Below are 24,773 nucleotides of genomic sequence, written 5' to 3'. Positions count from 1 at the left end.
GGTTACACGATCGGGCGTTCACTGTGACTAACCAGTAAAACTATGAAAGGAAGTTAGTCATGGTCGACGTGCACCACCGCTTCGCCACCGTGGGCGGCCGCCAGGTCTTCTACCGGGAGTCGGGCGCACCCGATGCTCCGGTCGTCGTTCTGCTGCACGGGTTTCCGACAAGTTCGTTCATGTTCCGCAACCTGATCCCCGAGCTGGCGGACCGCTACCGCGTCATCGCCCCGGATTTTCTGGGCTTCGGGTACTCCGACGCGCCGAGTGTCGAGGAGTTCGACTACACCTTCGACGCACTCGCCGAGTCCGTCGCGGGTCTGCTGGCCCAGCTCGGCGTCACCCGGTACGCCATCTACGTGCAGGATTACGGCGCCCCGGTCGGCTGGCGGCTGGCGCTGCGCGACCCGCAGGCCCTCACCGCGATCATCACGCAGAACGGCAACGGCTACGACGCCGGCTTCGTCACCGACGGCTGGGTGCCGGTATGGAACTACCAGCGCGAGCAGACACCGGAGACCGAAACCGCGCTACGCCAGTTCCTCACGCTGGAGGCGACCCGCGCACAGTACCTGACCGGGGTGCCCGACGAGTCCGTCATCAGCCCCGACACCTGGCACCATGACTACGCGCTGCTGTCGCGGCCCGGCAACGACAGGATCCAGCTCAAGCTGTTCCTCGACTATGCGACCAACCCGAAGATCTACCCGGCGCTGCACGACTACCTGCGCGCGAGCGGCGTTCCGGTGCTTGCGGTGTGGGGCGACAAGGACCCGTTCTTCGGTCCCGACGGTGCGCGGGCGTTCGCCGAGGACGCGGCCGACGCCGAGATCCACCTGCGCGACGGCGGCCACTTCCTGCTGGAGAGCGACCTGGCCGCAGTGACCGAGTTGATCCGCGACTTCCTTTCCCGGCGAATGTGATTCGGCGGCGGGTGATCTGCTGGGCAGCCAACGTCCACAGCGCCGACCAGTCCGGTGAGACCTTCGTGACTGCCTTAAGCGGCGGAGACCCTGCGCGCGAGGTCCGCCAGCGTGGCACGCAACTGGCGGCGCCCCCGGTGAGCCCGCGACATCACCGTTCCGGCGGGCACGCCCAGCAGCCGCGCGACCTGCTGATGCGGCAGGTCCGCGAAGTACACGTAGAAGACAACCGTGCGCGTATCGTCTTGCAGGCCCATCAGCGCGGTGTGCAGGTCGCCGTCGAACATTGCTGCCATCGCTGAAGTCTCGGCCGATGGGACGGCGACCGCATCGCCCCACGAGTCGTCGGTGAAGTCTCCGACGCTCGTCTCGGGCCGGCTCGCGCGTCTGCGGCACTGACTCACCCACCTGTTGTGCATGATGCGCATCAACCAGGCCCTCAGATTGGTGCCGTCCTGATAAGAGTGGAATCCGTTGTAGGCGAACAGCATCGTCTCCTGGAGCAGGTCTTCGGCATCATGTCGGTCGCGGGTGAGGCTGAGCGCCCTTGCTGCCAGACGGTCGGCCAGCGGAACCGCTTCACGCAGGAATCGGGCATGCAGTTCGTCGGTGCCCTCAGGCATGGCGCTCCTCGGGTCTGCGGGCGGGATGAATCAACCTTTTGACCATCCCTGAGCGCAGCCGTCTGCCGCATCCGCCAAATGGCTAGTCGCCGGTGTCGGGCAGTACCCTGTGGAGTTGGGTACGCGAACTGATGCCGAGCTTGGTGAACACCTTGCGCAGGTGGTACTGCACGGTGCGCGGACTGAGGAACAGGCGTGCGGCGATGTCGATGTTGGCCAACCCGTCGCGGGCCATCATCGCGACCTGGGCCTCCTGCGGGGTCAGCCCGTCAGGCGAGACGGTGCCGACCCGCTTTGGGGTAGAGGACCCGGCCGCTTTCAGTTCCCGTGCAGCCCGGTCGGTGAACGCCCGCATCCCCATCGCGTCGAACCGTTCGTGAGCGGCACGTAGGTGCGTACGCGCGTCGGTGCGCCGACGCGCGCGCCGCAGCCACTCCCCGTAGAGGAGATGCGTGCGCGCAAGATCGGCGTGCATGGTGGTCCGCTCAAGGCGTTCGATCGCCTCCTGATATCTGCTGTCGGCGTCGTCACCGTCGCTGACCAGGGCTCGTGCCCGGGCCTCGGCCCCCAGCGCCCAGTCCGTGCCTGCGGCGCCGGTCATCTCGGACAGCTTCTCGACCGCATGGGCGGCAGCATCGATGGCGCCGCATCGGGCTGCGGCTTCGACGAACTCGCCAAGTGCCCACGCCGACGCCCCGATGTCTTCGAGGGTTTCGGCTGCGCCCCGTACGGTCGCCATCGCCGCCGGCCAATCGCCCTCACTGTTGTGCACGACGGCCTGCGCGTACTCGCAGATCGTCAGGCCGACACCCTCACCGCGTCGGATGACATCGGCTTTCGCGGTGGCGGCCAACGAGCTGAACTCGCTTCGGTCGCCGCGGAAGGCGGCCGCGATCAACGCTCCGTGCGGCGCCAGGCCACCGCCGGTGTCACCGGTGGCCGCCTCGAACTCCTGGAGGAGCGCCGGGACTTCGGCCGGCACACCACTGAAGGTCCGCCACACGATGACCGAATTCAGTGCCGCCGGCAGTCCGCCCAGTGCGCCGGAGGAACGGGCGCGCATGAGGCGCCGCAGTGCCAACTCCTCGGCGCCGCGATCGTCCCAGATCTGCACCGCCGCGACATGCGCGAGCCAGAGCGACCGGATGTCAGGGGCTGCCTCGTCCGCGGCGGCATCGACGGCTCGACGCAAGGGCGTTGTCGCGGAGGCGTTTCCGTCGAGATAGAGCGCGACGAACCCATCGAGGAGCAGATCGTCGGTGTCGCCGAGGCGGGGCCGGTCGAATGCCCGCGCAGCGCGCGCGATGTCGGAGCGCGAGCATCCCTCCGCGAACCTGCCCGCGAACATGCCGGCCGAGAAGGCCTCCAGGTAGGTCGCCCGGGATCTGACCGGGTCGATGGACTCCAAACGCCGTGCGGCCGCCAGCAGTAGCGCCGGGGAGTCTCGTCCTCGGTCGGTCATGTAATTGAGTTGGGCGCGGATGAGATCGACACGAGCCCGATCGCCGGCGGTGGGTTCGCCGCGCTCTACCACGGTGATGAGCTCGGTCGCCGCCTGGAAGCCGCCCGCCTCAAGGTTGGCCTCCGCCGCGGCGAGCGCTCGTCTGGTGCGGACGCCGGGGTCGGCGGTCAGGGCCGTGGCGCGTTCCAGAAAAGCCGCTACCGCGGTGAGTCCGCCACGGGCAGAGGCTCTTTCGGCGGACCGTTCCAACTCTTCGGCGACCTCGTCGTCGGGTCCGGCAGTGGCGCGGGCGCGGTGCCAGGCGCGCCGGTCAGGGTCCGATCGGGCGTCAACGACATCGCCGAGCACGGCATGCACCTGCTGCCGCAGCGTCAGCGCAGCGGAGTTGTAGACCGCGGAGCGCACGAGCGGGTGCCGAAACCTGACCCGGGTGCCGAACTCGGCGAGACCGGCCTCCATCACCGGGGCGGCCGCGTCTGGCGGAACGCCGAGCCGTGCGGCGGCGCGCCACAGCAGCGCAGAATCTCCGCGCGGTTCGGCGGCCGCAAGCAGCAGCAGTCGGCGAGAGGACTCGGGCAGTGACTCCGCGGCGCGGCGGAAGCTGTCCTCCACCGCTTCCGAGAGTCGTTCCGCGACCGGCAGGCCGAAGCCGCCCGCCAACTCCAGCACCGACAGCCGCTGCGGTAGCTGGAGCAGGGCCAACGGGTTGCCTCGGGTCTCGGCGATCAGCTGATCTCGGACCTCGGCGTCCAGCGGTCCGAGCAGCGCGGAATCGAGCAGTGCGCGAGCCTCTGCGGGCTTGATGCCACGCACCTCCAGCGTCGGAAGAGTAGCGGTGTCGGGTCGCAACACCCTGCTGGCCATCACCAACGCGATGGATTCCGCGGCCAATCGGCGTGCCACGAACGCCAGTACCGCGACCGAAGACTCGTCCACCCACTGCAGATCGTCGACGAGCAGCACCAGTGGTCGTTCGGCGGCGGCATCGGCGAACAACGCCAGGACTGCCAGTCCGAGGAGCAATCGGTCCGGCACCGGTCCGACGCCGATGCCGAGGGCAGTGGTCAACGCCGCGCGCTGCGGGGCCGGCAACGAGGCGAGACCGTCGAGCATCGGCGCGCACAGCTGTTGCAATGCGGCATAGGCCAGTTCCATCTCGGATTCGACGCCCACCACGGAAATGACCCGGCAACCGGCCGCCTGAGCGCCGAAATAGCCGAGCAGTGCCGTCTTGCCTATGCCCGGCTCGCCATGAAGGACCAGTGTGCGGCTCAGCCCTTCCCGGATATCGCCGAGAATGTGGTCGAGCACCTCGCATTCGACGTGGCGGCCCAGCAGCCCGTCGGTGGCCATCCCTCCATCATCTGCGAAACGCTGCCCTTCTGCATCCATTCGCACCTGAGGCCGGCCGCAGACTCAGGGACCAGGCGTCGTGGCCCGCCGTACCGCTGCGACGATGACGTCGTACATGCGCCGCGTCACCTCGACGTCGCCGCTCATGATGTTGTAGCCGTGATCGACGCCTTCGACGTCGTAGTGGTGCACCAGCGAACCGGCGTCGGCGAGCTTCGCCGCGTAGCGCACACCTTCGTCTCGCAAGCGGTCGTACTGGGCGGTGATGACAAGGGCGGGCGCGATGCCGTCGATGCCGTCGGCATTCGAACCCCAGGCGGGCGACGCCAACCGGTGCGAGCGGTCGCCGCGCGCCGGGATGTACGCCGAGTCGAACACCTCACCCATCCACGGTTTGAGGATCGCGCGGCTACCCAGAGGCGACGACTTCCTCGAGGTCGGTGTCACCAGATCCAACGGGGCGTAGTGCAGCACCTGCAGTGCTATCGGCGGCCCACCCTCGTCCAGTGCCATCCGGCAGACGGCGGCCGACAGGTTGCCCCCGGCGCTCTGGCCGCCGATGCAGAGCCGGCCGCCGTCCCAGTCCCGTCCGGGGTCGGCGGCCCACCGGGCGACGTCGAGGAGCTGCTGTGCTGCGGCCGGAAACCGGTGTCCCGGCGCCAGCACGTAGTCGACGTTGACGACGACGACCCCGGCCCGCGCGGCCAGATACCGGCACCACGGATCGTCCTGCTCGGGATGGCCGACCACGAAACCACCGCCGTGCACGTTGACGTACACCGCGGCACGGCCGACGTTCTCCGGCGGCCGGTAGACCGTCACCGGTGCCGGACCGTGACGGGTGGTGACGATGCCGGTGGTGCGATCGCCGGGAACGTCGGGGAATGTCACCTCTGGACGTGGCGCGGGATCGACTGCGCGAGAGAACAACCGGGCGATCGCGTCGGCGACCGGCGGCCGGGATAGTATCGACACGAAATCAACCCCTTCACAATCGGTCCGCCGCGATGACGGCGTCGGCGAACTCCCTGGGTGCTTCCTGGGGAACATCGTGCCCGATGCCGTCGAGCACCCGGTGCGCATACGGTCCGGTGAACATCGATCGATACGCGGCCCCGTTCTTGTTCGGACCGTCGAAGTCGCTGCCGATCGTGATCGCGGGGACGGTGATCGGCGGACTGGCGGCGAGACGGCGCTCGAGATCGTCGTAGCGGGGCGCGCCGGGGGCCAGGCTCAGCCGCCAGCGGTAGTTGTGGATCACGACCGCGACATGATCGGGGTTGGCGAAGGCATCGGCGGTCCGGTCGTAGGTGGCGTCGCTGAAATTCCACGACGGGGAGGCCTCCCGCCAGATCAACTTGTTGAAATCGCGGGTGTGCGCGGTGTACCCGTGCGCGCCGCGTTCGGTCGCGAAGTAGTACTGGTACCACCACCCGTGCTCGGCGGCCGGTGGCAGGGGGCGCTGGTTGGCCGACAGATTCACGATCAGGTATCCGCTGACCGACACCAGCGCCTTGCATCGCTCCGGCCACAATGCCGCCACGATGTCGGCCGACCTTGCCCCCCAATCGACTCCGCCGATCACCGCACGGTCGATTCCGAGCGCGTCCATGAAGTCGACGACGTCCTGCGCCAGTGCGGCCTGCTGGCCGGTGCGCATCGTGTCCACTGAGCGGAACACCGTGCTGCCGTATCCGCGCAGGTACGGGACCAGGATCCGGTAGCCCCTGGCGACCAGCAGCGGGGCGACGTCGGCGTAACTGTGGATGTCGTAGGGCCAGCCGTGCAGCAGGATCACCGCGGGTCCGTCGGCGGCACCGTCCTCGGCGTACCCGATACTCAGATCACCCGCCTCGACGTTCTTGAGACTGGCGAACGACGACGGGGCGGCCGGGGCCCGCGGAGGTCCTGCCCCGGGCACACTGGGGGATGTGGCCGCGACGGCGAGTCCGATGCCTGCGGCGAAGGCGCGACGAGTGAGCACGTGGGATCCTCTCGATAGCTGTACAGACGACAACGCGGCCCGCGGTGGTTTTCCTTCGCCGGCCGACTCAGTCGCGTCCGGCCTCGACGATCTTCGCGGCCAGTCCCGCAGGGTTCGTGTACATCAACTCGTGACCGCCGGGCATCTGCACGAGCCGGTACAGGCCGAGCCGGCTCGACATCCGCGGATGCCAACCCCACTCGCCGGGTGGCATGACGATGTCCTCCGTACCCATCAGCCAGCTGCGCGGGATGTCGAGGGTTTCGAAGCGACTCAGATCGACATTCTCGGAGAGCAGCCGGTACGGCTCAGGGGACAGCTTGTCGTAGACGCTGCGGGCTGTGGCGAGGTCGGCGTCGTTCATGAACGCGTCGCGGAAGAACGGGAACGGCAACATCACGCTGTTGTCGGTCGACGCGGCGGCGAGGTCTGTGATGAGACCGCGGTTCTGCGGCGGCCACACGTCCATCGCACACTCACCGTCTCGAAGAACCATGGCACTGAAGAAGATCAACCGACGGATGCGCTCTGGCAGGGCTTCGGCGACCTTGGCGATGACAACGCCACCCCAGCTGTGACCGAGGAGCACGAAGTCGTCGAGCTCGTGCGCCACGATCTGCTCAACGACCGATGCGGTGGCCGCGGCGAGGCCGACGTCGCGTTCTGCGTTCTTGCCGTGCCCGGCAACAGTTGGAGCGTAAGCATTGTGGCCCAGCCGCTGCAGCCGATCGACGACCTCGTCGAACGCGCTGCCGTCATGACTGGCTCCGTGGACGAGCACATAGGTTCCCATGCGCCTGTAAACGCCGGACGGGCACGGCCGCTTCAGCGGGCGTCGATCGCAGACTTGTGAATGAGTCCGTCCGCCGAGGCGTTGACAGTGCAGACGAGACACAAGGAGCTTGATGATGGCGATTGACGAGTACTACCTTCTCGGCCGTTCGGGTTTGCGGGTCAGCAGGCTCGCGCTGGGAACGATGAATTTCGGCACGCGCGGCTACCACGCGCCGTATGGGAAGACGCTCGACGAGTCCCGGCCGATCCTGCGGACTTATCTGGACGCCGGCGGAAACTTCATCGACACGGCGGACTTCTACACCGACGGGGAGAGCGAGACCATTCTCGGTCAGCTGCTCGCCGAGACCGGCGCGCGGGACAGCGTGGTGCTGACGACGAAATTCACCAATGCGATGTACCAGGGGGACCCGAACGGCGGCGGGAACGGCCGCAAGTTCATGGTGCGCGCGCTGGAGGACTCATTGCGCAGACTGCGCACCGATTACGTCGACCTCTACCTGTTGCACACGTGGGACCGGCTGACACCGATCGCGGAGGTGATGCAGACCTTCGACGATCTGGCGCGCGCCGGCAAGATCCGTTATCCCGGAATCTCTGACACCCCGGCGTGGTTCGCGGCCGCAGCTCAGACGTTCGCCACCGCCAACCACCTGCGGCCCTTGATCAACGTCCAGCTCCCTTACTCACTGATCGATCGGGCGATCGAGACCGAGCATGTGCCGATGGGGCAGACCCTGGGTCTCGGTGTCACCGCGTGGAGTCCGCTCGCACAGGGCTTTCTCAGCGGTAAGTACCACGCTTCCGACCAGGGGGCCGCGGGGTCGGGACGATTGAGTGTGACCGGTACGGCGGCACTCGAACTCACCGAGCGCAGCTGGCAGGTGCTCACCCCGCTGGCCGAGACCGCCGACAAACTCGGGGTGTCCATGGCCCAGGTGGCGGTCAACTGGGTGGCCACCCAGCCGGGTATCGCGTCGGCGATCGTGGGTGCCAGCAGCGCGGCGCAACTGACATCGACAATGCAGGCCCTGGACGTCGAGATCCCTGCGGAACTGCGGGTATCACTCGACGAGGCCGGCGCGATTCCTCCGACGTCGCTGTACAGGATGTTTACGCCGGGCTACCAGGAGCAGCTCATCAACCCCGGCATCAAGGTCGGTGACAAACCCAGCGGCTACGCGCCGTCGGTGCGCAACTGGACCTGAGCCCGGCGGGCGCCTGACGATCCGCGGGCTCTAGCGCGCGAACATCAACGCGCGCTTGACTTCCTGGATCGCCTTGGTGACCTCGATGCCGCGCGGGCAGGCCTCGGTGCAGTTGAAGGTGGTGCGGCAGCGCCACACCCCGTCGACGTCGTTGAGGATGTCGAGGCGCTCGGCGGCGGCCTCGTCACGCGAGTCGAAGATGAACCGGTGGGCGTTGACGATCGCGGCCGGCCCGAAGTAGGACCCCTCGCTCCAGTACACCGGGCACGACGTGGTGCAGCACGCGCACAGGATGCACTTGGTGGTGTCGTCGTAGCGGGCGCGGTCGGTCTGGCTCTGAATCCGTTCGCGCGTCGGCTGATTGCCGCTGGTGATCAGGTACGGCTTGACCGCGCGGTACGCGTCGAAGAACGGCTCCATGTCCACGACCAGGTCCTTTTCCACGGGCAGGCCGCGGATCGGTTCGATCGTGATGGTCAGCTGCTTGTTCGGGTTCTTCGGCAGCATGTCGCGCATCAGCACCTTGCACGCCAGCCGGTTCACGCCGTTGATCCGCATCGCGTCCGAACCGCACACGCCGTGCGCGCAGGAGCGGCGGAACGTCAACGTGCCGTCCAGGTACCACTTCACGTAGTGCAGCAGGTTCAGCAGCCGGTCCGACGGCAGGCACGGCACCCGGAAGCTCTGCCAGCCCGCGTCGTCCGGGGACTCCGGGTTGAACCGGGCGATCTTCAGCGTGACCATGACCGCGCCGTCGGGCACGGGGGGAGTGTCTTGCTTGTCCAGAACAGGCGCGCTCATCAGTACTTCCGTTCCATCGGCTCGTAACGCGTCATGACGACGGGTTTGTAGTCCAGGCGGATGTCACTCAGAAGGTCCGAACCTTCCTTGTAGGCCATGGTGTGGCGCATGTAGTTGGTGTCGTCGCGGTTCGGGTAGTCCTCGCGGGCGTGTCCGCCGCGGGATTCCTTGCGGTTGAGCGCACCGACGACGGTGACCTCGGCGAGCTCGAGCAGGAAGCCCAGCTCGATGGCCTCGAGCAGGTCGCTGTTGTAGCGCTTGCCCTTGTCCTGCACCGTGATCCGCGAGTAGCGCTCCTTGAGCGCGTGGATGTCGGTCAGCGCCTGCTTGAGGGTCTCCTCGGTGCGGAACACCGCGGCGTTGTTGTCCATCGACTGCTGCAGCGCGCCGCGGATGTCGGCGACACGCTCGTTGCCGTGCTCGGAGAGGATGTCACCGACCCAGTCGACGACCATCCCGGCCGGGTTCTCCGGCAGGTCGACGAAGTCGTGTCCGAGGGCGTAGTTCGCCGCGGCGATGCCGGCGCGGCGGCCGAACACGTTGATGTCGAGCAGCGAGTTGGTGCCCAGCCGGTTGGCGCCGTGCACCGACACGCACGCGCATTCGCCGGCGGCGTACAGGCCGGGGACGACGGTGGTGTTGTCCGAGAGCACCTGACCGTTGACGGTGGTCGGGATGCCGCCCATGACGTAGTGGCACGTCGGGTACACCGGCACGAGTTCCTTGACCGGGTCCACACCGAGGTAGGTGCGGGCGAACTCGGTGATGTCGGGGAGCTTGGCTTCGAGCACGTCCTCGCCGAGGTGGCGCACGTCGATGTAGACGTAGTCCTTGTTCGGCCCGGCGCCGCGGCCTTCGAGGACCTCCAGCACCATCGAGCGGGCGACGATGTCGCGGGGCGCGAGGTCGACGATGGTCGGGGCGTAGCGCTCCATGAACCGCTCGCCGTCGCCGTTGAGCAGACGCCCGCCCTCGCCGCGCACGGCCTCGGAGATCAGGATGCCGAGGCCGGCCAGGCCTGTCGGGTGGAACTGGTGGAACTCCATGTCCTCCAAGGGAAGTCCCTTGCGGAAGATGATGCCGAGGCCGTCGCCGGTCAGCGTGTGCGCGTTCGACGTGGTCTTGTACATCCGGCCCGAGCCGCCGGTGGCGAACACGATCGCCTTGGCGTGGAAGATGTGGATGTCACCGGTGGCGAGCTCGTAGGCGACGACGCCGGTGGCGACCGGGCCCGAGGGCGTCTCGGTCAGCGTGATGTCGAGCGCGTAGTACTCGTTGAAGAACTCGACGTCGTGCTTGACGCAGTTTTGGTACAGCGTCTGCAGGATCATGTGGCCGGTGCGGTCGGCGGCGTAGCACGCGCGGCGCACCGGGGCCTTGCCGTGGTCGCGGGTGTGCCCGCCGAAACGGCGCTGGTCGATGCGGCCCTCGGGGGTGCGGTTGAACGGCATCCCCATCTTCTCCAGGTCGAGCACCGCGTCGATGGCCTCCTTGGCCATGATCTCGACGGCGTCCTGGTCGGCGAGGTAGTCACCACCCTTGACGGTGTCGAAGGTGTGCCACTCCCAGTTGTCTTCCTCGACGTTTGCCAGCGCGGCGCACATGCCGCCCTGCGCGGCACCGGTGTGCGAGCGCGTCGGGTAGAGCTTGGTCAGGACCGCGGTACGGACGCGGGGACCGGCTTCGACCGCCGCCCGCATGCCCGCTCCACCTGCGCCGACGATGACGACGTCGTAGCGGTGTTCAACAATCATTGGGCTTCTCCGTTTCAGGAAATCGACGCGTCGAACGTCAGGAGCACGTAGGTCCCGAGGACCAGCGTGAACGCCATCGACAGCGCCAGCAGCGTGTTCAGCCAGAACTTCGTGGAGTCCTTGCGCGTGTAGTCGGCGATGATCGTGCGCATCCCGTTACCGCCGTGCAGCTGGGCCAGCCACAGCAGCAGCAGATCCCAGGTCTGCCAGAACGGCGACGACCAGCGCTCGGCGACGTAGTTGAAGTCGATGCGGTACACGCCGTTTTCCCACATCAGCATGATGAAGAGGTGCCCGAGTGCGAGAAAGACCAGCACGATGCCCGAGAACCGCATGAACAGCCAGGCGTACTTCTCGAAGTTCGGCATCCCGCCGGCGCGGCGCGGGGCGCGCGGGTTGTCCAGACCTGCCGGACGGTCGAAGCTGCGCTGCATGACCGGCGCGGGCCCACCGCGGTCGGAGATGTGGTCGTAGGGGTTCTCTGCCATCAGAAGAACCTCTCCGCCATGTGCATGCCGATCACTCCCAGGGCTGCGATGAACAAAACGATGAAGATCCCCGCGATGCCCCACAGCATCTTGCGCTGATGCCGCGGACCCTCCGACCAGAAGTCGATCAGGATGATCCGGATGCCGTTGAGCGCGTGGTAGAGCACGGCCGCGACGAGGCCGATCTCCATCAGGCCGACGATCGGGGTCTTGTAGGTCTCGATGACCTCGTTGTAAGCCTGCGGGCTGACCCGGACGAGCGCGGTGTCGAGCACGTGGACGAACAGGAAGAAGAAGATCGTCGCACCGGAGATGCGGTGAAGCAGCCACGACCACATGCCTGGGTCGCCGCGGTAGAACGTGCGGCGGCGCGTCGGCTTTGATCGCGGTGCCGGTATATCGGTATCGGCTGGTGTCGCCGTACTCATGTGACCCTCCAACGCCATCGGTGGACGCCTGGAGCTCGGCCCTGCTTACCGGAGCCCCAAAACCTCGGGGCGACTCTAGTGCCCTTCGTACCCTTGAACGAACTAGCGTGAGGCGGTATGCCCGTCTTCCAGAGTAGAAGTTAGGGTGCCCTATCTGGGACTTCGGGTCACGGGACGAGGTGTTCGGAATGCATTCAGACTCAACTCGGGTGGCGGCCGATGACCACTGAGATCGACTGGAATTTGTTGCGGCGCAAGGCGATTGATGCCTCGGGGCACGCTTATGCGCCGTATTCGAGGTTCCGGGTGGGGGCCGCGGCCCTCGTCGACGACCGTCGGGTGATCACCGGATGCAATGTGGAAAATGTCTCATATGGTCTAGGTCTCTGTGCCGAGTGCGCGGTGGTCTGCGCCCTACATTCCACCGGCGGGGGACGCCTGGTCGCACTGTCGTGCGTGGGCCCCGATGGGGCGGTGCTGATGCCGTGCGGACGCTGCCGGCAGGTGCTGCTCGAACACGGCGGCGGGGACCTGCTGATCGACCATCCGCGCGGGCCCCGCCCGCTGCGGGAACTGCTGCCAGATGCGTTCGGGCCCGATGATCTTGACCGCCGGGCTCACACGGTGGAGGAGAAGCCGTGAGCTTCGACGCCGCGGTATCTGGGTCGCATCTCGATGCTCCGTCGGTCATCCGGGTCAAACGCGACGGCGGCGTGCTGTCCGATGAGGCCATCGACTGGGTCATCGACGCCTACACCCACGGCCGGATCGCCGACGCGCAGATGTCGGCGCTGCTGATGGCGATCTTCCTGCGCGGCATGACCAGCGGTGAGATCGCACGGTGGACCGCGGCGATGATCGACTCGGGGGAGCGCCTCGACTTCACCGACCTGCGCCGAGATGGCAAGCCGCTCGCGCTGGTGGACAAGCACTCCACCGGTGGCGTCGGCGACAAGATCACCATCCCGCTGGTGCCGATCGTGATGGCCTGCGGCGGTGCGGTGCCCCAAGCGGCCGGGCGCGGACTCGGCCACACCGGCGGCACGCTGGACAAACTGGAGTCCATCCCCGGATTCACCGCCGAGCTCACCAAAGCCCAGATCCGCCAACAACTCTGCGACCTGGGAGCGGCGATCTTCGCCGCCGGGGAACTCGCGCCCGCCGACCGCAAGATCTACGCGCTACGCGATGTGACCGCGACCACGGAGTCGCTGCCGCTGATCGCGAGCTCGGTGATGAGCAAGAAGATCGCCGAAGGCACCCGCGCGCTGGTGCTCGACTCGAAGGTCGGCTCCGGGGCGTTCCTGGACACCGAGGCCGAGTCGCGGGAGCTGGCCCGCACGATGGTCGAACTCGGCGAAGAACACGGGGTGCGCACCCGCGCGCTGCTCACCGACATGCACGCGCCGCTGGGCCGCACCGTGGGCAACGCCATCGAGGTCGTCGAATCCCTCGAGGTGCTCGAAGGCGGGGGGCCCGACGACGTCGTCGAACTGACGCTGGCACTGGCCCGCGAGATGTGTGACGTCGCCGGCTTGGACGGGGTGGACCCGGCGCAGACGCTGCGGGACGGGACCGCGATGGACCGGTTCCGTGACCTGGTCGCCGCGCAGGGCGGGGACGTGGACTCGCTGTTGGCTGAGCGTTTGCCTATCGGTACGCACATCGAGACCGTGCGGGCACCGCGCGGTGGCACGATGGGAGACATCGACGCGATGGCGGTGGGTCTGGCGGTGTGGCGACTCGGGGCGGGCCGCACGATGCCGGGCGAGCAGGTGCAGGCCGGCGCCGGGCTCCGGATCCATCGCAAGCCCGGCGAGCCCGTCGCAGCCGGTGAGCCGCTCTTCACGCTTTACACCGAAACCCCGCAGCGCCTCCCCGCCGCCGCGGCAGAACTCGACGGCGCGTGGAGCGTCGGGGACGAGCCACCGCCCACGCGCCCAATGATCATCGACCGCATCAGCATGTAGGAGGTTGCGCCGTGCCCACGCCGTTGACGCTGGAGAACATCCGACGCGCGCCCAAGGCGCTGCTGCACGACCACCTCGACGGCGGGCTGCGCCCGGCCACAGTGCTCGAACTGGCCCAGCAGTACGGCTACGACGACCTGCCCGCCGATGACGCCGACGAGCTGGCGACCTTCTTCCGCACCGCCGCGCACAGCGGGTCGCTGGTGCGCTACCTGGAGCCGTTCGCGCACACCGTCGGCGTCATGCAGACCCCCGACGCGCTGCACCGCGTGGCCCGTGAGGCCGTCGAAGACCTCGCCGACGACAACGTCGTCTACGCCGAGGTGCGCTTCGCACCCGAACTGCACATCAACGAAGGGCTGTCACTGGACGCCGTCGTTGACGCGGTGCTGGCCGGGTTCGCCGACGGCGAGAAGGCCGCGGCCGCCGCCGGGCGCGCGATCACGGTGCGCTGCCTGGTCACCGCCATGCGCCATGCGGCACGGTCACGCGAGATCGCCGAGTTGGCGATCCGGTTCCGGGACAAGGGCGTCGTCGGCTTCGACATCGCCGGCGCCGAGGCCGGTTACCCGCCCACCCGGCACCTGGATGCGTTCGAGTACATGCGAAGTAACAACGCGCGCTTCACGATCCACGCCGGGGAGGCGTTCGGGTTGCCGTCGATCCACGAGGCGATCGCGTTCTGCGGCGCCGATCGGCTCGGGCACGGGGTCCGCATCGTCGACGACATCGAGATCGGCCCCGACGGCGAACCCAAGCTCGGCCGGCTCGCATCCCTGTTGCGGGACAAGCGGGTTCCGTTCGAGATGTGCCCGAGCTCCAACGTGCAGACCGGGGCGGTGGAGAGCATCGCCGCGCACCCGTTCGACCGGCTGGCCCGGCTGCGGTTCCGCGTCACCGTCAACACCGACAACCGGTTGATGAGCGACACCACGATGAGCATGGAGATGGCGCGTCTGGTCGAGACGTTCGGCTACGGATGGAGCGATCTGGAGCGGTTCACGATCAACGCGATGAAGTCGGCCTTCATCTCGTTCCCCGAGCGCTTGGCGATCATCGACGAGGTGATCAAGCCGCGCTACGTGGTCCTCGTCGGCTGACGCGGTAACGCCCGCACCCACCAGCATCCGCGCGCGTCGCGCGGTGAGCCCGGGTGTGGTCTGCCTCGCACGAACCTCGCTTGGTGATTGACGCCACACATTCAAATGTATACATTCATGTCCATACGTAGACATGGAGGCCAAATGGCATACGAAAGTGCGGCGAGTCGCATCGCGGCTGTGTTGAGGACCGAGATCCTCCACGGACAGGTGGCCCCCGGGTCGCGGCTGTCGCAGCTGAGCATCGCGGAGCGGTTCGGGGTGAGCAGGATCCCGGTGCGCGACGCGATCCAGCTACTCGCGGGCGAGGGTCTGCTCCATCCGACCTCGAAGGCGACGGCCATCGTCACCGGGATGTCGGTGCCCGAACTCCAGGAGCTCTACGAGCTGCGTGAGGCCATCGAACCGTTGGCCACCCAGATCGCCGTGCCCAACGTCGGCCGGGCCGACATCCTGTCGATGCGCAAGCAGATGCAGCTGATGGAGTCGAGCAACGAAGCGCCGATCTGGCTGGCGGCCAACGCAGAGTTCCATGCCTCGGTCTACAAGCGGGCCAGCCGGCCGCGCATGATCGAGTTGGTCGAGCAGCTGCGTCGGCTCACCGATCGCTACCTGTACATGCATCTGGAAGTCATCGGTCAGACCGAGCATCTGCACGCCGAACACGCGGCGATTCTCAGCGCGGTGGAGAGCGGCGATGCGGCGCTGGCCGCGTCCCTGACGCGCGAGCACCTGGCCACCTCACACGACTTCATCCTGTCCTACCTGCTGGAGAACCCGACTGCGACCGGTGCTGATGACGTCATCAGTTTCCACGAGCGCGGTCACCAAGAGCCCGCACCCTCGGCGACGAAGCCGCGGGGCGCCCAAGTGAAGGGAACGAAATCGTGAACGGTTTGGGACGTCGGCTGACGGCGGCATTGATCGCCGCAACCACCGCGGTCGCGATGTCCGGGTGCGTCTCCCGGCCCGACTCAGGCGGCGGTGAAGGTGGAGTCATCCGGTTCACCTTCGCCCCGGATCCGGTGTGGGACTACATCACCGACCAGGGGATCCTCGCCGAGATGGAGGAGGAATCCGGCATCAAGATCGAGGCCTCCTCGACCTGGGACGAGTTCGGTGTCTTCGCCGGCGGGCACGCCGACATCGTCTCCTCGGCGTCCTACGAGGTTCCGGTGATCGAGCAGGAGACCGGCCGCGACACCGTCGTCATCGGCAAGTACAACATGGACCGCAGCGTCATCATCGCCCGCGCGGACAACCCGGCCAACACCCTGGCCGACCTCAAGGGGCAGGACATCTCCGCGTTCACCGCCGTTTCGGCGACGCTGGTGTGGGGCGCATACGCCAAGAAGCTCCACGACGTCGACTTCCGTTCCGGTGGAGGGGATTACAACATCATCGTGTCGGATCCGCAGCAACAGGCGGATCTGGTCGAACGGGGCGAAGTCGCGGCATGCGTGTGCCTGCCCGAGTTTGCGACCCCCGGCCTGCGCAGCGGCGAACTGAAGGTCCTCTACGACGGCAAGGCGTCGTCGGACATGTACAGCGAGCTGGTCGTCGAAGACCACGAGGGCCCGATGATCAACGTGTTCCTCGCCGGTTCGGAATGGGCGCAGGAGAATCCCGACAAGGTCGAGTTCTTCCTCGACGTGTGGCAGCGCGGCCTCAGCGAATGGGAGGCCAACAACGCCAAGATCATCGAGACCTACCCGCAGCACTTCGCGGTCGAGTCCCCCGAGGACATCGCGTTCGTCCAGAACTACGTCGGTGACCACGACTGGTTCGTCCGCGACATCCGGTTCGATCAGACGTGGGCGGACAACGAATCTCAGGTGTTCACGCTGCTCAAGGAGACCGGGTTCATGGAGCAGGACCAGGCCCTGCCGAAGTTCCGCCCCTCTGAGGGCGGTGGCGCTTCGTGACCGTGACCACGCACAAGCCCGCCGGCCCCGAGAGCGCTCCGCAGGCTGACCACGTGGCGCCCGCCCGGCCCGGCTCGGCTGTGCTGCGCCGGGTGGGTCTGCCGCTCGTCGGCTACGGCTTCCTGCTCGCCGTCTGGTCGTTCTGCTCGCTGGTGTTGTTCACCGAGTACGTGTTGCCGGCACCGTGGACCGTGGGCGCCGAGATGTGGCACCTGGCCGCCGACGGCACCGCGTTCGTCCAATTCGGCTCCAGCATCGTCAAGATCGCGCTCGGGTTCGCGATCGGCACGGTGTTCGGTGTTCCGCTGGGATTGCTGATGGGCCGGGTGCGCTACCAGAAGTACTTCTGGCAACAGCCGCTGCTGGTGCTGGGCAACGTTCCCGGACTTGCCTTCGCGGTGTTCGCGCTCATCCTGTTCGGCATCGGCGCCATCGGTCCGGTCGTCGTCGTCGCGTTCGTCGCGTTGCCCTACGTGGCGCTCAACGTCGCCCAGGGCGTCGAAGAGGTGGATCGGCGCCTGGTGGACATGAGCGCCGTCTACGGGATCGGCCGTGGTGAGATCACCCGATCGGTGTTCCTGCCGTCGGTGATGCCGTTCCTGTTCGCCGCGTTGCGGTACGGCTTCGCCATGGCCTGGAAGGTCGAGGCGCTGACCGAGGTGTTCGGTGGACGCAGCGGCATCGGGTTCATGATCCGCCAGTCCTATCAGGAGTTCTCGGTGGCCGGTGTGCTCGCCTGGACCGGGTTCTTCGTGATCTTCATCCTGCTGATCGAGCGAGTGTTCCTCGCCGGTTTGGAACGCCGGTTCTTCGCATGGAGAGGGGGGCGCTGACATGAGTGCACCCGTGACGCATCGTCAAAGCGCAGGAAGTGACCGCAGGTCCGGGACCCATTGGCTGACAGGACCACTCGGTGCCAGCGTGGCTGCCGCCGTGGTGTTCCTATTGGCCTGGCAGGTGTTCGGGATGGTCAGCGAACGCATCCCCGGGCCGGGTCCCGTCGTCAGCGCCGCGATCGCCGAGATCGAACGAGGGGAGTTCTTCTTCAATTTCGCGATCAGCATGCAGCGCTTCGCGATCGCGATGCTGATCTCCATCGTGCTCGGCCTGGCGATCGGTATCGCCATCGGCTCGTCGCGGATCTTCGACAATCTGTTCGGCGACGTCAACCTCGTCGGCCTGGCGATTCCCGCTGTGATCTGGGCGCTGTTGTGCGCCATGTGGTTCGGTTTCTCCGACACCGCACCGATCGTGACGGTGGTGCTCTCGGCGGTGCCGTTCATCGTCGTCAACGTCGCGGCCGGTGCCAGATCGGTGCCGCCCGAGCTGCTCGACATGTCGGAGTCCTACGACGTGTCCCCTGCGCGCCGGCTGCGGCACACCGTCCTGCCCGCCGTCACCGGATATGTCGTCGCCGGCATCCGGTTCGGGGTGATGTCGGGCTGGAACGGACTGCTGCTCTCGGAGTGGTTCGGATCCGCCGACGGCGTCGGCCACCGCGCCCGTTACTGGTATGACGCCAATCAGCTTCCAGGCTTCGTGGCGTGGATCGCCTTCTTCATCCTGTTCATGGTGCTGACCGACCGGGTCCTCCTCGAGCGGCTGTCCCGACGCGCCTTCCGTTGGCGTGACGGCGATTCGGCTGCCAAGGATCCCGCCGCGGCCGCCGCCTGACCCTCGACCCAATCAAGGAGAACTCATGGCCAACGTCACCGTGACCGACCTGCTCAAGGTGTTCACCACCCCCACCGGCCCGCAGACGGTCATCAACCACATCAATTTCGAGATCGCCGACCGTTCGTTCGTCTCCCTCGTCGGTCCGTCGGGCTGCGGTAAGACGACGCTGCTCAACATCATCGCCGGCATCGAGACCGCGACCTCGGGCACCGTGACCGTCGGCGCCCCCGGCCAGCAGGCCAAGCTCGCCTACGTCTTCCAGGAGCCCCGGCTGCTGCCGTGGCGGTCGATCTTCGACAACCTGATGTACGTACAGAAGGTCCGCGACGCCGCCGCCGCGGACCGGGTTCACGAGGCCCTCAAGCGCGTCGGTCTCGGGCACGCCGAGAAGAAGTGGCCGGGCCAGCTCTCCGGTGGCCAACAGCAGCGCGTCGGCATCGCCCGTGCGCTGTCGATCGAGCCGGACGTGCTGCTGATGGACGAACCCTTCAGCCATCTCGACGCCATCACCGCCCGTGGCCTTCGGGAGCACCTACAGGAGTTGTGGGCCCAGACCCGCAAGACGGTCGTGTTCGTCACCCACGACGTCAGCGAGGCCGCCGAACTGTCGGACCGCATCCTGATGCTCGCCCCGGGCGGCACCATCCACGAGGACATCGCGGTGGACCTTCCTCGCCCGCGCAAAGCGTCCAACACCGAGGTGGCCGTGCTGGAGTCGTCCATCCTTCGTCGCTTCGAGGATCTCGAATCCACTGCGCGACAACAGCACTCCGTCGCCGCAAGTGCCTGATCCCGCCCTGAACGAAAGAAGTCTCATGTCTGAAACGGTTGTGACCACCGCTGGGTCGAACCTCGCCGTCAACGGCGACCATGTCCACGGCCTGCTGATCGACGGCGAGGTACGAGCGGGCGGCGGTGAGGTGCTCGAACTGGTCAACCCGGCGACCGGTCACGTCTTCGCCCGCTGCCACAGCGCCGACGCGCAGGACACCGACCACGCGGTCCGGTCCGCGCGTGCGGCGTTCGATTCCGGGGTCTGGTCGCACATGCCGATCCACCAGCGGGCCCGCATACTCAACAGGTTCGGCGACCTGCTCGAGCGTGACATGCACAAGCTCTACCGCCTGGAGACCGACAACAACGGCCGTCCCATCACCGAGACGAAGGCACAGATCACCCGGCTCCCGGAGTGGTACCGGTACAACGCCGCGCTGCTGCTCGCCAGCCGCGACGCGGTGGTGCCGATGTCAGGGCAGTACCACGCATACACCTCACGGTTCCCGCTCGGTGTCGTCGCGACCCTGTCCTCGTTCAACCACCCGCTGATGATCGCCTCCAAGAGCGTTGCGCCGGCGTTGGCGACCGGAAACAGCGTGGTGCTCAAGCCATCCGAGCAGACGCCGCTGACGGCGCTGCTGATCGGCGAGCTCGCGTTGGAGGCCGGTGTGCCGCCCGGTGTGTTCAACGTCATCCCCGGTCTCGGACCTGTCACCGGTGCCGGTCTGGCCGAACACCCGCTCGTCGACAAGGTGGTGTTCACCGGCGGAACCGAGGTGGGGCGCAGCATCTCGGTGGCGACGGCGTCGCGGTTCGCCAAATCCACCGTCGAACTGGGCGGCAAGACGCCGGTACTGGTGTTCGACGACGTGCCGGTCGAGGTCTCCGCGCGTGGTGCGGCATTCGGGGGATTCGTCGGTGCGGGCCAGACCTGCATCGCCGGCACCCGGATCCTGGTGCAGGAGAACATCTACGACGACTTCGTCGCTGCCCTGGCGGCTCAGGCCGAGCGTATCCGCATCGGAGATCCGAGCCAGCCCGAGACGCAGCTGGGACCGGTGATCTCCGAACGGGCCCGACAGCGCATCCTGAACTACGTCGAAATCGGCGTATCCGAAGGAGCGACGCTGGCGACCGGCGGGACCGTTCCTCAGGTCCCGGGACTGGACGGCTATTTCGTCGCGCCGACCGTGCTGTCGAACGTGACCAACCAGATGCGGGTGGCGCGCGAGGAGATCTTCGGGCCTGTGCTGGTGGTGATTCCGTTCGCCGACGAGGCCGATGCCATCGCCATCGCCAACGATTCGCCCTACGGATTGGGATCGTCGATCTGGACCAGGGACGTCGCCCGGGCGCACCGGGTCGCGTCGCGGCTCGAGCACGGCATCGTTTGGATCAACGACCACCACCGGCTCGATCCGTGCTCGCCGTGGGGCGGCGTGCGCGACAGCGGGCACGGGCGGGAAGGCGGCTGGGAATCGTTCAACGATTTCAGCCATGTACGTGCCGTCACGGTGCGCACCGCGCCCGACGACGTGGACTGGTACGGCGGCATCGCACTGGAAAGGCTCAACTGAATGACGATCACGCAGGAACCATCCCGGGTCGAGGGACTGAGGTTCGACCTCGACGGCGCCGTCCTCAGAGTCACGTTGGACGGAGCAGACGGCAACCTGATGACGATGGCGATGTGCGATGCGCTCGCCGAGGTGCTGACCTCACCCCCCGACGGCGCTCACGTGATGGTGTTGGCCGCCGACGGCGACACGTTCTGCGCGGGACGGGAGCGCACGGCGGCAACTCCCGACGACCTGCCCGGTGAGGTCCGCCGGCTCATCGCCGTCAACGATGCGCTCGCGGCGACGCGTCTGGTCACGGTGGCCCGGGTGCAGGGCGACGCCGCAGGATTCGGCGTCGGGCTGGCCGCCCTGTGCGACGTCGCCGTGGGCACCCGTGCGGCGCGGCTGAGCTTCCCGGAGGTTCGCATCAACCTCGCCCCGGCGCTGGTGCTGGCGTGGCTGCCCCACATGGTCGGCCGGCGCGCGGCGTTCTGGTTGACCGCCAGCGGAGCGAGCATCTCCGGTGACGACGCGGTACGAATCGGGCTGCTCAACGAGGTCGTCGACGATGTCGCAGCACTCGATGCCGTGATCGAGGACAAGGTGCAGACGCTGCTGGCGGCCGAGCCGCGGGTACACACCGAGATCAAGCGGATGCTGCACTCGGTCGAGTCCCTCTCGACGGCGCAGGCCTACGAGTTGGCCGCCGACAGGCTGGTCCTCGGTTCGATGCGGCGGCTGCACACGCCGCGCTGACCCGAGAGCTTTGACGTCAGGACTCGCTGCGCAGGCGGGACTCCACGAAACGCTCCAGCGACTCCCACTGCGCCACCGCCTCGGCGAACGGAGCGCTCGGACGCGCGACCTTGTCGGGTTCGAGAACATGGCCGATGACCCGGCCCAGCGCGGTGGTGGGCGCCAGCTTGGTGTCGACGGTGGTCTCCTCGGAGTAGTCACCGATGTCGCGCAGCAACTCGACCGCGAGCTCGATCTGATCGTGGTCCAGCGCATCCGGGCCTTCGGCGAGGTCGTCGACGATGTCGGTGAGCACGTAGACGTTCTCGTCGGTGACCTCGACGTTCAGCGACCCGTCCGTGGCGGCGGTGCGGATGTCGTCATAGGTGGCCAGATCAGACAGGTCGTGGTCGTGCTCGTCGGCGAGGTAACGGGCGAGCGCACGCTCGGACGGGAACACACTGACCCGGCCGTTGCGGCCCAGGAAGATGGGCCGGTCGTCGAAATAGCAGCGCAGCGTGAAGTAGGTGCCGCCCGTCATCATGATGCGGATCGGGTCGATGCCGACCCGCTCCCAGAAGTCCTTGTCGCTGCCGAGCACCTTCGTCTCGGCCTGGGCGGCAAGCTCGTCGGACTCCTCCGGGGTGTCGACGATGTCGTCGATCACCAGCTCGTCGTCGAGCTCCGGTGCGTCGGCGTCCAGTTCGGCCTGGGCCTTCTCGGACGCGGCCTTGTCGACCTCCGGGGTGGTGATGACCTCGTCGAGGGCCGCGATGACGTTGTCCCAGCCCTTCGCGATGATCTTCTCGATCTCGGCCCAGCGCTTGCGGCCGGCCCGCCCGGAGAACACCTCCACGCCGCCGCCGACGGTGCCCAGCACCGGGTTGCCGTTGAAGAACTTGGTGACCGCGGGCAGCTCGCACACCGACCCGATCGACGACACCACCGCGAGCGCGCCGTGGAGGGCGCGCACACCGTCCTCCGACGGCTTCTGTGCCAGCAGCTCTTCCAGGACCACCAGATCGTGGGTGTGGTCCGGCGTCGGGGACAACCGGTGCGCGTTGGCCTGGGTCAGCTTCTCCCACGCCGGATGGTCGACCAGGTCGTTGTCCTTGTTGGTGCGGACGAATGCGGCCAGGTCAGCGACCGATTCGAGCACGTAGAGGTCCTCGTCCTTACCGAGGAAGGCCTCCCACTCGTCGCCGTCCGCGCGCCACCGCGGCGCCCACAGCGTGTAGACGTCGCCCTTGGTCAGCGTCAGCCCGATGGGCACGATCTCAGCAGCCATGCGGCACAGCCTAACCACCGTCCCTGGTCACGCTGCGGGGATGGCCAGGCTGTGCCCTGCCAGCGCCGAGGCGAAGGACCGTTGCCGTACCGCAACCCGTTCGTCGCTCAGGATGATCGTCAGGCCTGCCATGATCGCCGGATGATCAGGCTCGGTCTGCACGGACTCGGCATCGCCGCGGGCGCCCAGCGCACCGTGATCGACGCCGTCGCCGCAGCCGCCGAGCGTTCCGGTTTCGCGACGCTGTGGGTGGGCGAGCACGTCGTGATGGTCGACGACGTGGAGTCCCACTATCCCTACAGCGACGACGGCAAGATCGCGATCTCGCCGCAGGTGGATTGGCTGGATCCGCTGATCGCGTTGAGTTTCGCCGCGGCGGCGACCAATCGCATCGGCCTGGCCACGGGCGTGTTACTGCTGCCTGAACGCAATCCGGTCATCACCGCAAAACAGGCCGCGTCACTGGACCGCCTGACGGGCGGTCGGCTCTCGTTGGGCGTCGGGGTGGGATGGTCCCGCGAGGAGTACGACGCGCTCGGGGTGCCGTTCGAGGGCCGCGGGCGCCGCCTGGCCGAGTACGTCGCGGCGATGCGGACGGTCTGGCGCGACGACGTCGCCTCATTCGACGGGGAGTTCGTGTCCTTCGACCGGATCAGGGTGAACCCGAAACCGCGCGGCCGGTCGATCCCCATCGTGCTGGGCGGCAATTCGGATGCCGCGCTGCGTCATGTCGCGCAGTGGGGCGACGGCTGGTACGGCTTCAACCTGGCCGATGTCGAAGAGGCGGCGTCGCGGGCGGCGACGCTGCGGTCGTTGTGCCGCGAGGCCGGACGGGATCCGACAGAACTTCGCCTGGCGGTGTCGCTGCAGGACCCGGTACCCGCCGACGCGGTTCGGCTGGCCGACGCCGGAATCGACGAGTTGGTGCTGCTCGGTGGACCGCCGGCGGACCCGATCGCGGCCGAAGCCTGGATCGCGGACCTCGCCGGGCCGTGGATGCGGGTGCGCACCTAGCTCCGCGGAGCCACCGTGCCGTCAGTTCCACCAGCTTCCCGTGCCCGACCGTATGCCGAACAGGCTGAGGAACATCGACACCAGGCTCGAAACCCACGCGACGGTGCGCGTCACGGCCTCCCGGAACGAGGCGGCAAGGCTTTCGAAGAAGCTGGGCGGGGACTCCTCGGAGTCTTCCGGCGCCGTGACCGGATCCTCTGACGGGTCGGCCGGGGTGTCCGTCGGATCCTGCGGTGCTGGGCCGTCCGGGACCTCGTCAACGCCGTCGTTATCGCTCGGGTCCGCACTGGTGGGATCGGCTGGACCAGGCGGGGGTGGATCGCTCGATCCGTCCGTCGGATCGGGGCCAGGCAATGGCTCTTCCGCCACCGGGCCGGTCGGGTTGTCGTCACTTCCGGGTGGGGGAGAGCCGGGATAGTTGGACGCGTCGGTGGGGTCGGTGCCGGTCCCGTTCTCGTCGCTGTCGGTGTAGCCGTCGCCGTCGGTATCCGTGTAGTCGGGAGCGCCCGGATAGCTGCCGGAGTCGTTGGGGTCGGTTCCGGCGAGGGTTTCGTCGGTGTCGCTGTAGCCGTCGCCGTCGTTGTCGGGTGGGGTGGATCCGGGGTAGTTGGTGTTGTCGTAGGGGTTGGTGCCGGCGGTGTTTTCGTCGCCGTCGGTGTAGCCGTCGTTGTCGGAGTCGGTGTAGTTGGGTCCGCCTGAGCCGGGGTAGTTCCAGGAGTTGTTGGGGTCGGTGCCGGCGAGGTATTCCTGGTCGTCGGTGTAGCCGTCGCCGTCGGAGTCGCCGTAGTACCAGTCGGCTGAGCCGGGGTAGTTGCCGGAGTTCCAGGGGTCGGTGCCGGCGGCGTTCTCGTCGTCGTCGCTGTAGCCGTCACCATCGGAGTCGGTGGGGGGTGTGCCGGGGTGGCTGTT

General features: G+C 67.4%; 23 protein-coding genes and 1 pseudogene. 13 read left to right on the top strand and 11 right to left on the bottom strand.

All coding sequences use genetic code 11. The annotated features are described in order from the left end of the window. The first annotated feature begins 59 nt into the window (after positions 1–59). Positions 60–923 (top strand): alpha/beta fold hydrolase, encoded by an 864-nt coding sequence (locus tag BST38_RS22860; protein ID WP_083145778.1) that lies wholly within the window; start codon positions 60–62, stop codon positions 921–923. A 74-nt stretch (positions 924–997) separates the two neighbouring features. On the opposite strand, the gene BST38_RS22855 is transcribed toward BST38_RS22860, so the two are convergent. The 5 genes from BST38_RS22855 to BST38_RS22835 all read right to left on the bottom strand — a co-directional run bounded on the left by BST38_RS22855 (position 998) and on the right by BST38_RS22835 (position 7,240). After that, a complete protein-coding gene (locus tag BST38_RS22855) occupies positions 998–1,546 on the bottom strand; it encodes a sigma-70 family RNA polymerase sigma factor (RefSeq protein ID WP_083145777.1) in 549 nt (182 codons plus the stop codon). A gap of 82 nt (positions 1,547–1,628) precedes the next feature. Next, the gene (locus BST38_RS22850) at positions 1,629–4,361 is read right to left on the bottom strand and encodes a helix-turn-helix transcriptional regulator (protein ID WP_083145776.1); all 2,733 of its coding nucleotides are present in this window, start codon (positions 4,359–4,361) and stop codon (positions 1,629–1,631) included. Positions 4,362–4,424: 63 nt separating this feature from the next. Beyond that, complete coding sequence (locus tag BST38_RS22845) at positions 4,425–5,252, bottom strand: alpha/beta hydrolase (RefSeq protein ID WP_083145775.1); 828 nt, start codon at positions 5,250–5,252, stop codon at positions 4,425–4,427. A gap of 97 nt (positions 5,253–5,349) precedes the next feature. Then, complete coding sequence (locus BST38_RS22840; protein ID WP_083145774.1) at positions 5,350–6,345, bottom strand: alpha/beta fold hydrolase; 996 nt, start codon at positions 6,343–6,345, stop codon at positions 5,350–5,352. Positions 6,346–6,412: 67 nt separating this feature from the next. Beyond that, the gene (locus tag BST38_RS22835; protein WP_237160890.1) at positions 6,413–7,240 is read right to left on the bottom strand and encodes an alpha/beta fold hydrolase; all 828 of its coding nucleotides are present in this window, start codon (positions 7,238–7,240) and stop codon (positions 6,413–6,415) included. A 13-nt stretch (positions 7,241–7,253) separates the two neighbouring features. On the opposite strand from BST38_RS22835, the gene BST38_RS22830 reads away from it, so the two are divergent. Further along, a complete protein-coding gene (locus BST38_RS22830; RefSeq protein WP_083145842.1) occupies positions 7,254–8,348 on the top strand; it encodes an aldo/keto reductase in 1,095 nt (364 codons plus the stop codon). Positions 8,349–8,378: 30 nt separating this feature from the next. Here the strand turns inward: BST38_RS22830 and BST38_RS22825 are convergent, their stop codons facing one another. From BST38_RS22825 to sdhC, 4 genes are read right to left on the bottom strand one after another with little or no spacing between them, the layout of a single operon-like run. Continuing rightward, the gene (locus BST38_RS22825) at positions 8,379–9,149 is read right to left on the bottom strand and encodes a succinate dehydrogenase iron-sulfur subunit (RefSeq protein ID WP_083145772.1); all 771 of its coding nucleotides are present in this window, start codon (positions 9,147–9,149) and stop codon (positions 8,379–8,381) included. Next, entirely contained in the window at positions 9,149–10,903 is a 1,755-nt protein-coding gene (sdhA, locus tag BST38_RS22820) for a succinate dehydrogenase flavoprotein subunit (protein ID WP_083145771.1), read from the bottom strand. The genes BST38_RS22825 and sdhA overlap by 1 nt, the downstream gene beginning before the upstream one ends. 14 nt (positions 10,904–10,917) lie before the next feature. Beyond that, positions 10,918–11,391 (bottom strand): succinate dehydrogenase hydrophobic membrane anchor subunit, encoded by a 474-nt coding sequence (locus tag BST38_RS22815; RefSeq protein ID WP_083145770.1) that lies wholly within the window; start codon positions 11,389–11,391, stop codon positions 10,918–10,920. Beyond that, positions 11,391–11,819 carry a succinate dehydrogenase, cytochrome b556 subunit gene (sdhC, locus tag BST38_RS22810; protein WP_083145769.1) on the bottom strand — a complete coding sequence of 143 codons (429 nt, stop codon included), beginning with the start codon at positions 11,817–11,819 and terminating at the stop codon, positions 11,391–11,393. Before sdhC ends, BST38_RS22815 begins: the two co-directional genes overlap by 1 nt. Positions 11,820–12,038: 219 nt before the next feature. Here sdhC and BST38_RS22805 point away from each other — a divergent pair, with 219 nt between their 5' ends. From BST38_RS22805 to BST38_RS22760, 10 genes are all read left to right on the top strand, one after another. Next, positions 12,039–12,461: a cytidine deaminase gene (locus tag BST38_RS22805; protein WP_083145768.1), complete on the top strand. Its 423-nt coding sequence runs from the start codon at positions 12,039–12,041 to the stop codon at positions 12,459–12,461. Beyond that, positions 12,458–13,789 carry a thymidine phosphorylase gene (locus BST38_RS22800; RefSeq protein WP_083145767.1) on the top strand — a complete coding sequence of 444 codons (1,332 nt, stop codon included), beginning with the start codon at positions 12,458–12,460 and terminating at the stop codon, positions 13,787–13,789. Before BST38_RS22805 ends, BST38_RS22800 begins: the two co-directional genes overlap by 4 nt. 11 nt (positions 13,790–13,800) lie before the next feature. Then, positions 13,801–14,889 carry an adenosine deaminase gene (locus BST38_RS22795; protein ID WP_083145766.1) on the top strand — a complete coding sequence of 363 codons (1,089 nt, stop codon included), beginning with the start codon at positions 13,801–13,803 and terminating at the stop codon, positions 14,887–14,889. 144 nt (positions 14,890–15,033) lie between these two features. Continuing rightward, positions 15,034–15,780: a GntR family transcriptional regulator gene (locus BST38_RS22790; RefSeq protein WP_083145765.1), complete on the top strand. Its 747-nt coding sequence runs from the start codon at positions 15,034–15,036 to the stop codon at positions 15,778–15,780. Then, the gene (locus BST38_RS22785; RefSeq protein ID WP_083145764.1) at positions 15,777–16,814 is read left to right on the top strand and encodes an ABC transporter substrate-binding protein; all 1,038 of its coding nucleotides are present in this window, start codon (positions 15,777–15,779) and stop codon (positions 16,812–16,814) included. The genes BST38_RS22790 and BST38_RS22785 overlap by 4 nt, the downstream gene beginning before the upstream one ends. After that, positions 16,811–17,647: an ABC transporter permease gene (locus BST38_RS22780; protein ID WP_083145763.1), complete on the top strand. Its 837-nt coding sequence runs from the start codon at positions 16,811–16,813 to the stop codon at positions 17,645–17,647. The genes BST38_RS22785 and BST38_RS22780 overlap by 4 nt, the downstream gene beginning before the upstream one ends. Before the next feature lie 88 nt (positions 17,648–17,735). Further along, complete coding sequence (locus BST38_RS22775; RefSeq protein ID WP_236644981.1) at positions 17,736–18,488, top strand: ABC transporter permease; 753 nt, start codon at positions 17,736–17,738, stop codon at positions 18,486–18,488. A gap of 25 nt (positions 18,489–18,513) precedes the next feature. Further along, positions 18,514–19,281 carry an ABC transporter ATP-binding protein gene (locus BST38_RS22770; protein WP_083145761.1) on the top strand — a complete coding sequence of 256 codons (768 nt, stop codon included), beginning with the start codon at positions 18,514–18,516 and terminating at the stop codon, positions 19,279–19,281. A gap of 25 nt (positions 19,282–19,306) precedes the next feature. Beyond that, positions 19,307–20,845, top strand: a complete 1,539-nt coding sequence (locus BST38_RS22765) for an aldehyde dehydrogenase (protein ID WP_083145760.1) — start codon at positions 19,307–19,309, stop codon at positions 20,843–20,845. Next, positions 20,846–21,583: an enoyl-CoA hydratase/isomerase family protein gene (locus BST38_RS22760; RefSeq protein WP_083145759.1), complete on the top strand. Its 738-nt coding sequence runs from the start codon at positions 20,846–20,848 to the stop codon at positions 21,581–21,583. 16 nt (positions 21,584–21,599) lie between these two features. Here BST38_RS22760 and satS read toward each other — a convergent pair whose 3' ends face one another. Continuing rightward, on the bottom strand, positions 21,600–22,850 hold the full coding sequence (gene satS, locus BST38_RS22755; RefSeq protein WP_083145758.1) for a protein export chaperone SatS: 1,251 nt from the start codon (positions 22,848–22,850) through the stop codon (positions 21,600–21,602). Positions 22,851–22,994: 144 nt separating this feature from the next. Between satS and BST38_RS22750 the strand changes: the two genes are divergently transcribed. Then, positions 22,995–23,864, top strand: a complete 870-nt coding sequence (locus BST38_RS22750) for an LLM class F420-dependent oxidoreductase (RefSeq protein WP_083145841.1) — start codon at positions 22,995–22,997, stop codon at positions 23,862–23,864. Between the two features lie 21 nt (positions 23,865–23,885). Here the strand turns inward: BST38_RS22750 and BST38_RS29440 are convergent. Next, positions 23,886–24,773 (bottom strand): annotated as a pseudogene (locus BST38_RS29440) (hypothetical protein); the annotation flags it as partial.

This window comes from Mycolicibacterium parafortuitum, from assembly GCF_002086815.1.
In the GTDB taxonomy this organism is placed as follows: domain Bacteria; phylum Actinomycetota; class Actinomycetes; order Mycobacteriales; family Mycobacteriaceae; genus Mycobacterium; species Mycobacterium parafortuitum.
This window is presented reverse-complemented; position numbering and strand designations above follow the sequence as displayed.

Excerpts from the sequence above, each read along its gene's own strand:
- BST38_RS22770 (WP_083145761.1), top strand. The coding sequence starts at position 18,514 with ATGGCCAACGTCACCGTGACCGACCTGCTCAAGGTGTTCACCACCCCC.
- BST38_RS22765 (WP_083145760.1), top strand. The coding sequence starts at position 19,307 with ATGTCTGAAACGGTTGTGACCACCGCTGGGTCGAACCTCGCCGTCAAC.
- BST38_RS22815 (WP_083145770.1), bottom strand. The coding sequence starts at position 11,391 with ATGGCAGAGAACCCCTACGACCACATCTCCGACCGCGGTGGGCCCGCG.
- sdhC (WP_083145769.1), bottom strand. The coding sequence starts at position 11,819 with ATGAGTACGGCGACACCAGCCGATACCGATATACCGGCACCGCGATCA.
- sdhA (WP_083145771.1), bottom strand. The coding sequence starts at position 10,903 with ATGATTGTTGAACACCGCTACGACGTCGTCATCGTCGGCGCAGGTGGA.
- BST38_RS22830 (WP_083145842.1), top strand. The coding sequence starts at position 7,254 with ATGGCGATTGACGAGTACTACCTTCTCGGCCGTTCGGGTTTGCGGGTC.
- BST38_RS22860 (WP_083145778.1), top strand. The coding sequence starts at position 60 with ATGGTCGACGTGCACCACCGCTTCGCCACCGTGGGCGGCCGCCAGGTC.
- satS (WP_083145758.1), bottom strand. The coding sequence starts at position 22,850 with ATGGCTGCTGAGATCGTGCCCATCGGGCTGACGCTGACCAAGGGCGAC.
- BST38_RS22855 (WP_083145777.1), bottom strand. The coding sequence starts at position 1,546 with ATGCCTGAGGGCACCGACGAACTGCATGCCCGATTCCTGCGTGAAGCG.
- BST38_RS22825 (WP_083145772.1), bottom strand. The coding sequence starts at position 9,149 with ATGAGCGCGCCTGTTCTGGACAAGCAAGACACTCCCCCCGTGCCCGAC.
- BST38_RS22805 (WP_083145768.1), top strand. The coding sequence starts at position 12,039 with ATGACCACTGAGATCGACTGGAATTTGTTGCGGCGCAAGGCGATTGAT.
- BST38_RS22760 (WP_083145759.1), top strand. The coding sequence starts at position 20,846 with ATGACGATCACGCAGGAACCATCCCGGGTCGAGGGACTGAGGTTCGAC.
- BST38_RS22790 (WP_083145765.1), top strand. The coding sequence starts at position 15,034 with ATGGCATACGAAAGTGCGGCGAGTCGCATCGCGGCTGTGTTGAGGACC.
- BST38_RS22850 (WP_083145776.1), bottom strand. The coding sequence starts at position 4,361 with ATGGCCACCGACGGGCTGCTGGGCCGCCACGTCGAATGCGAGGTGCTC.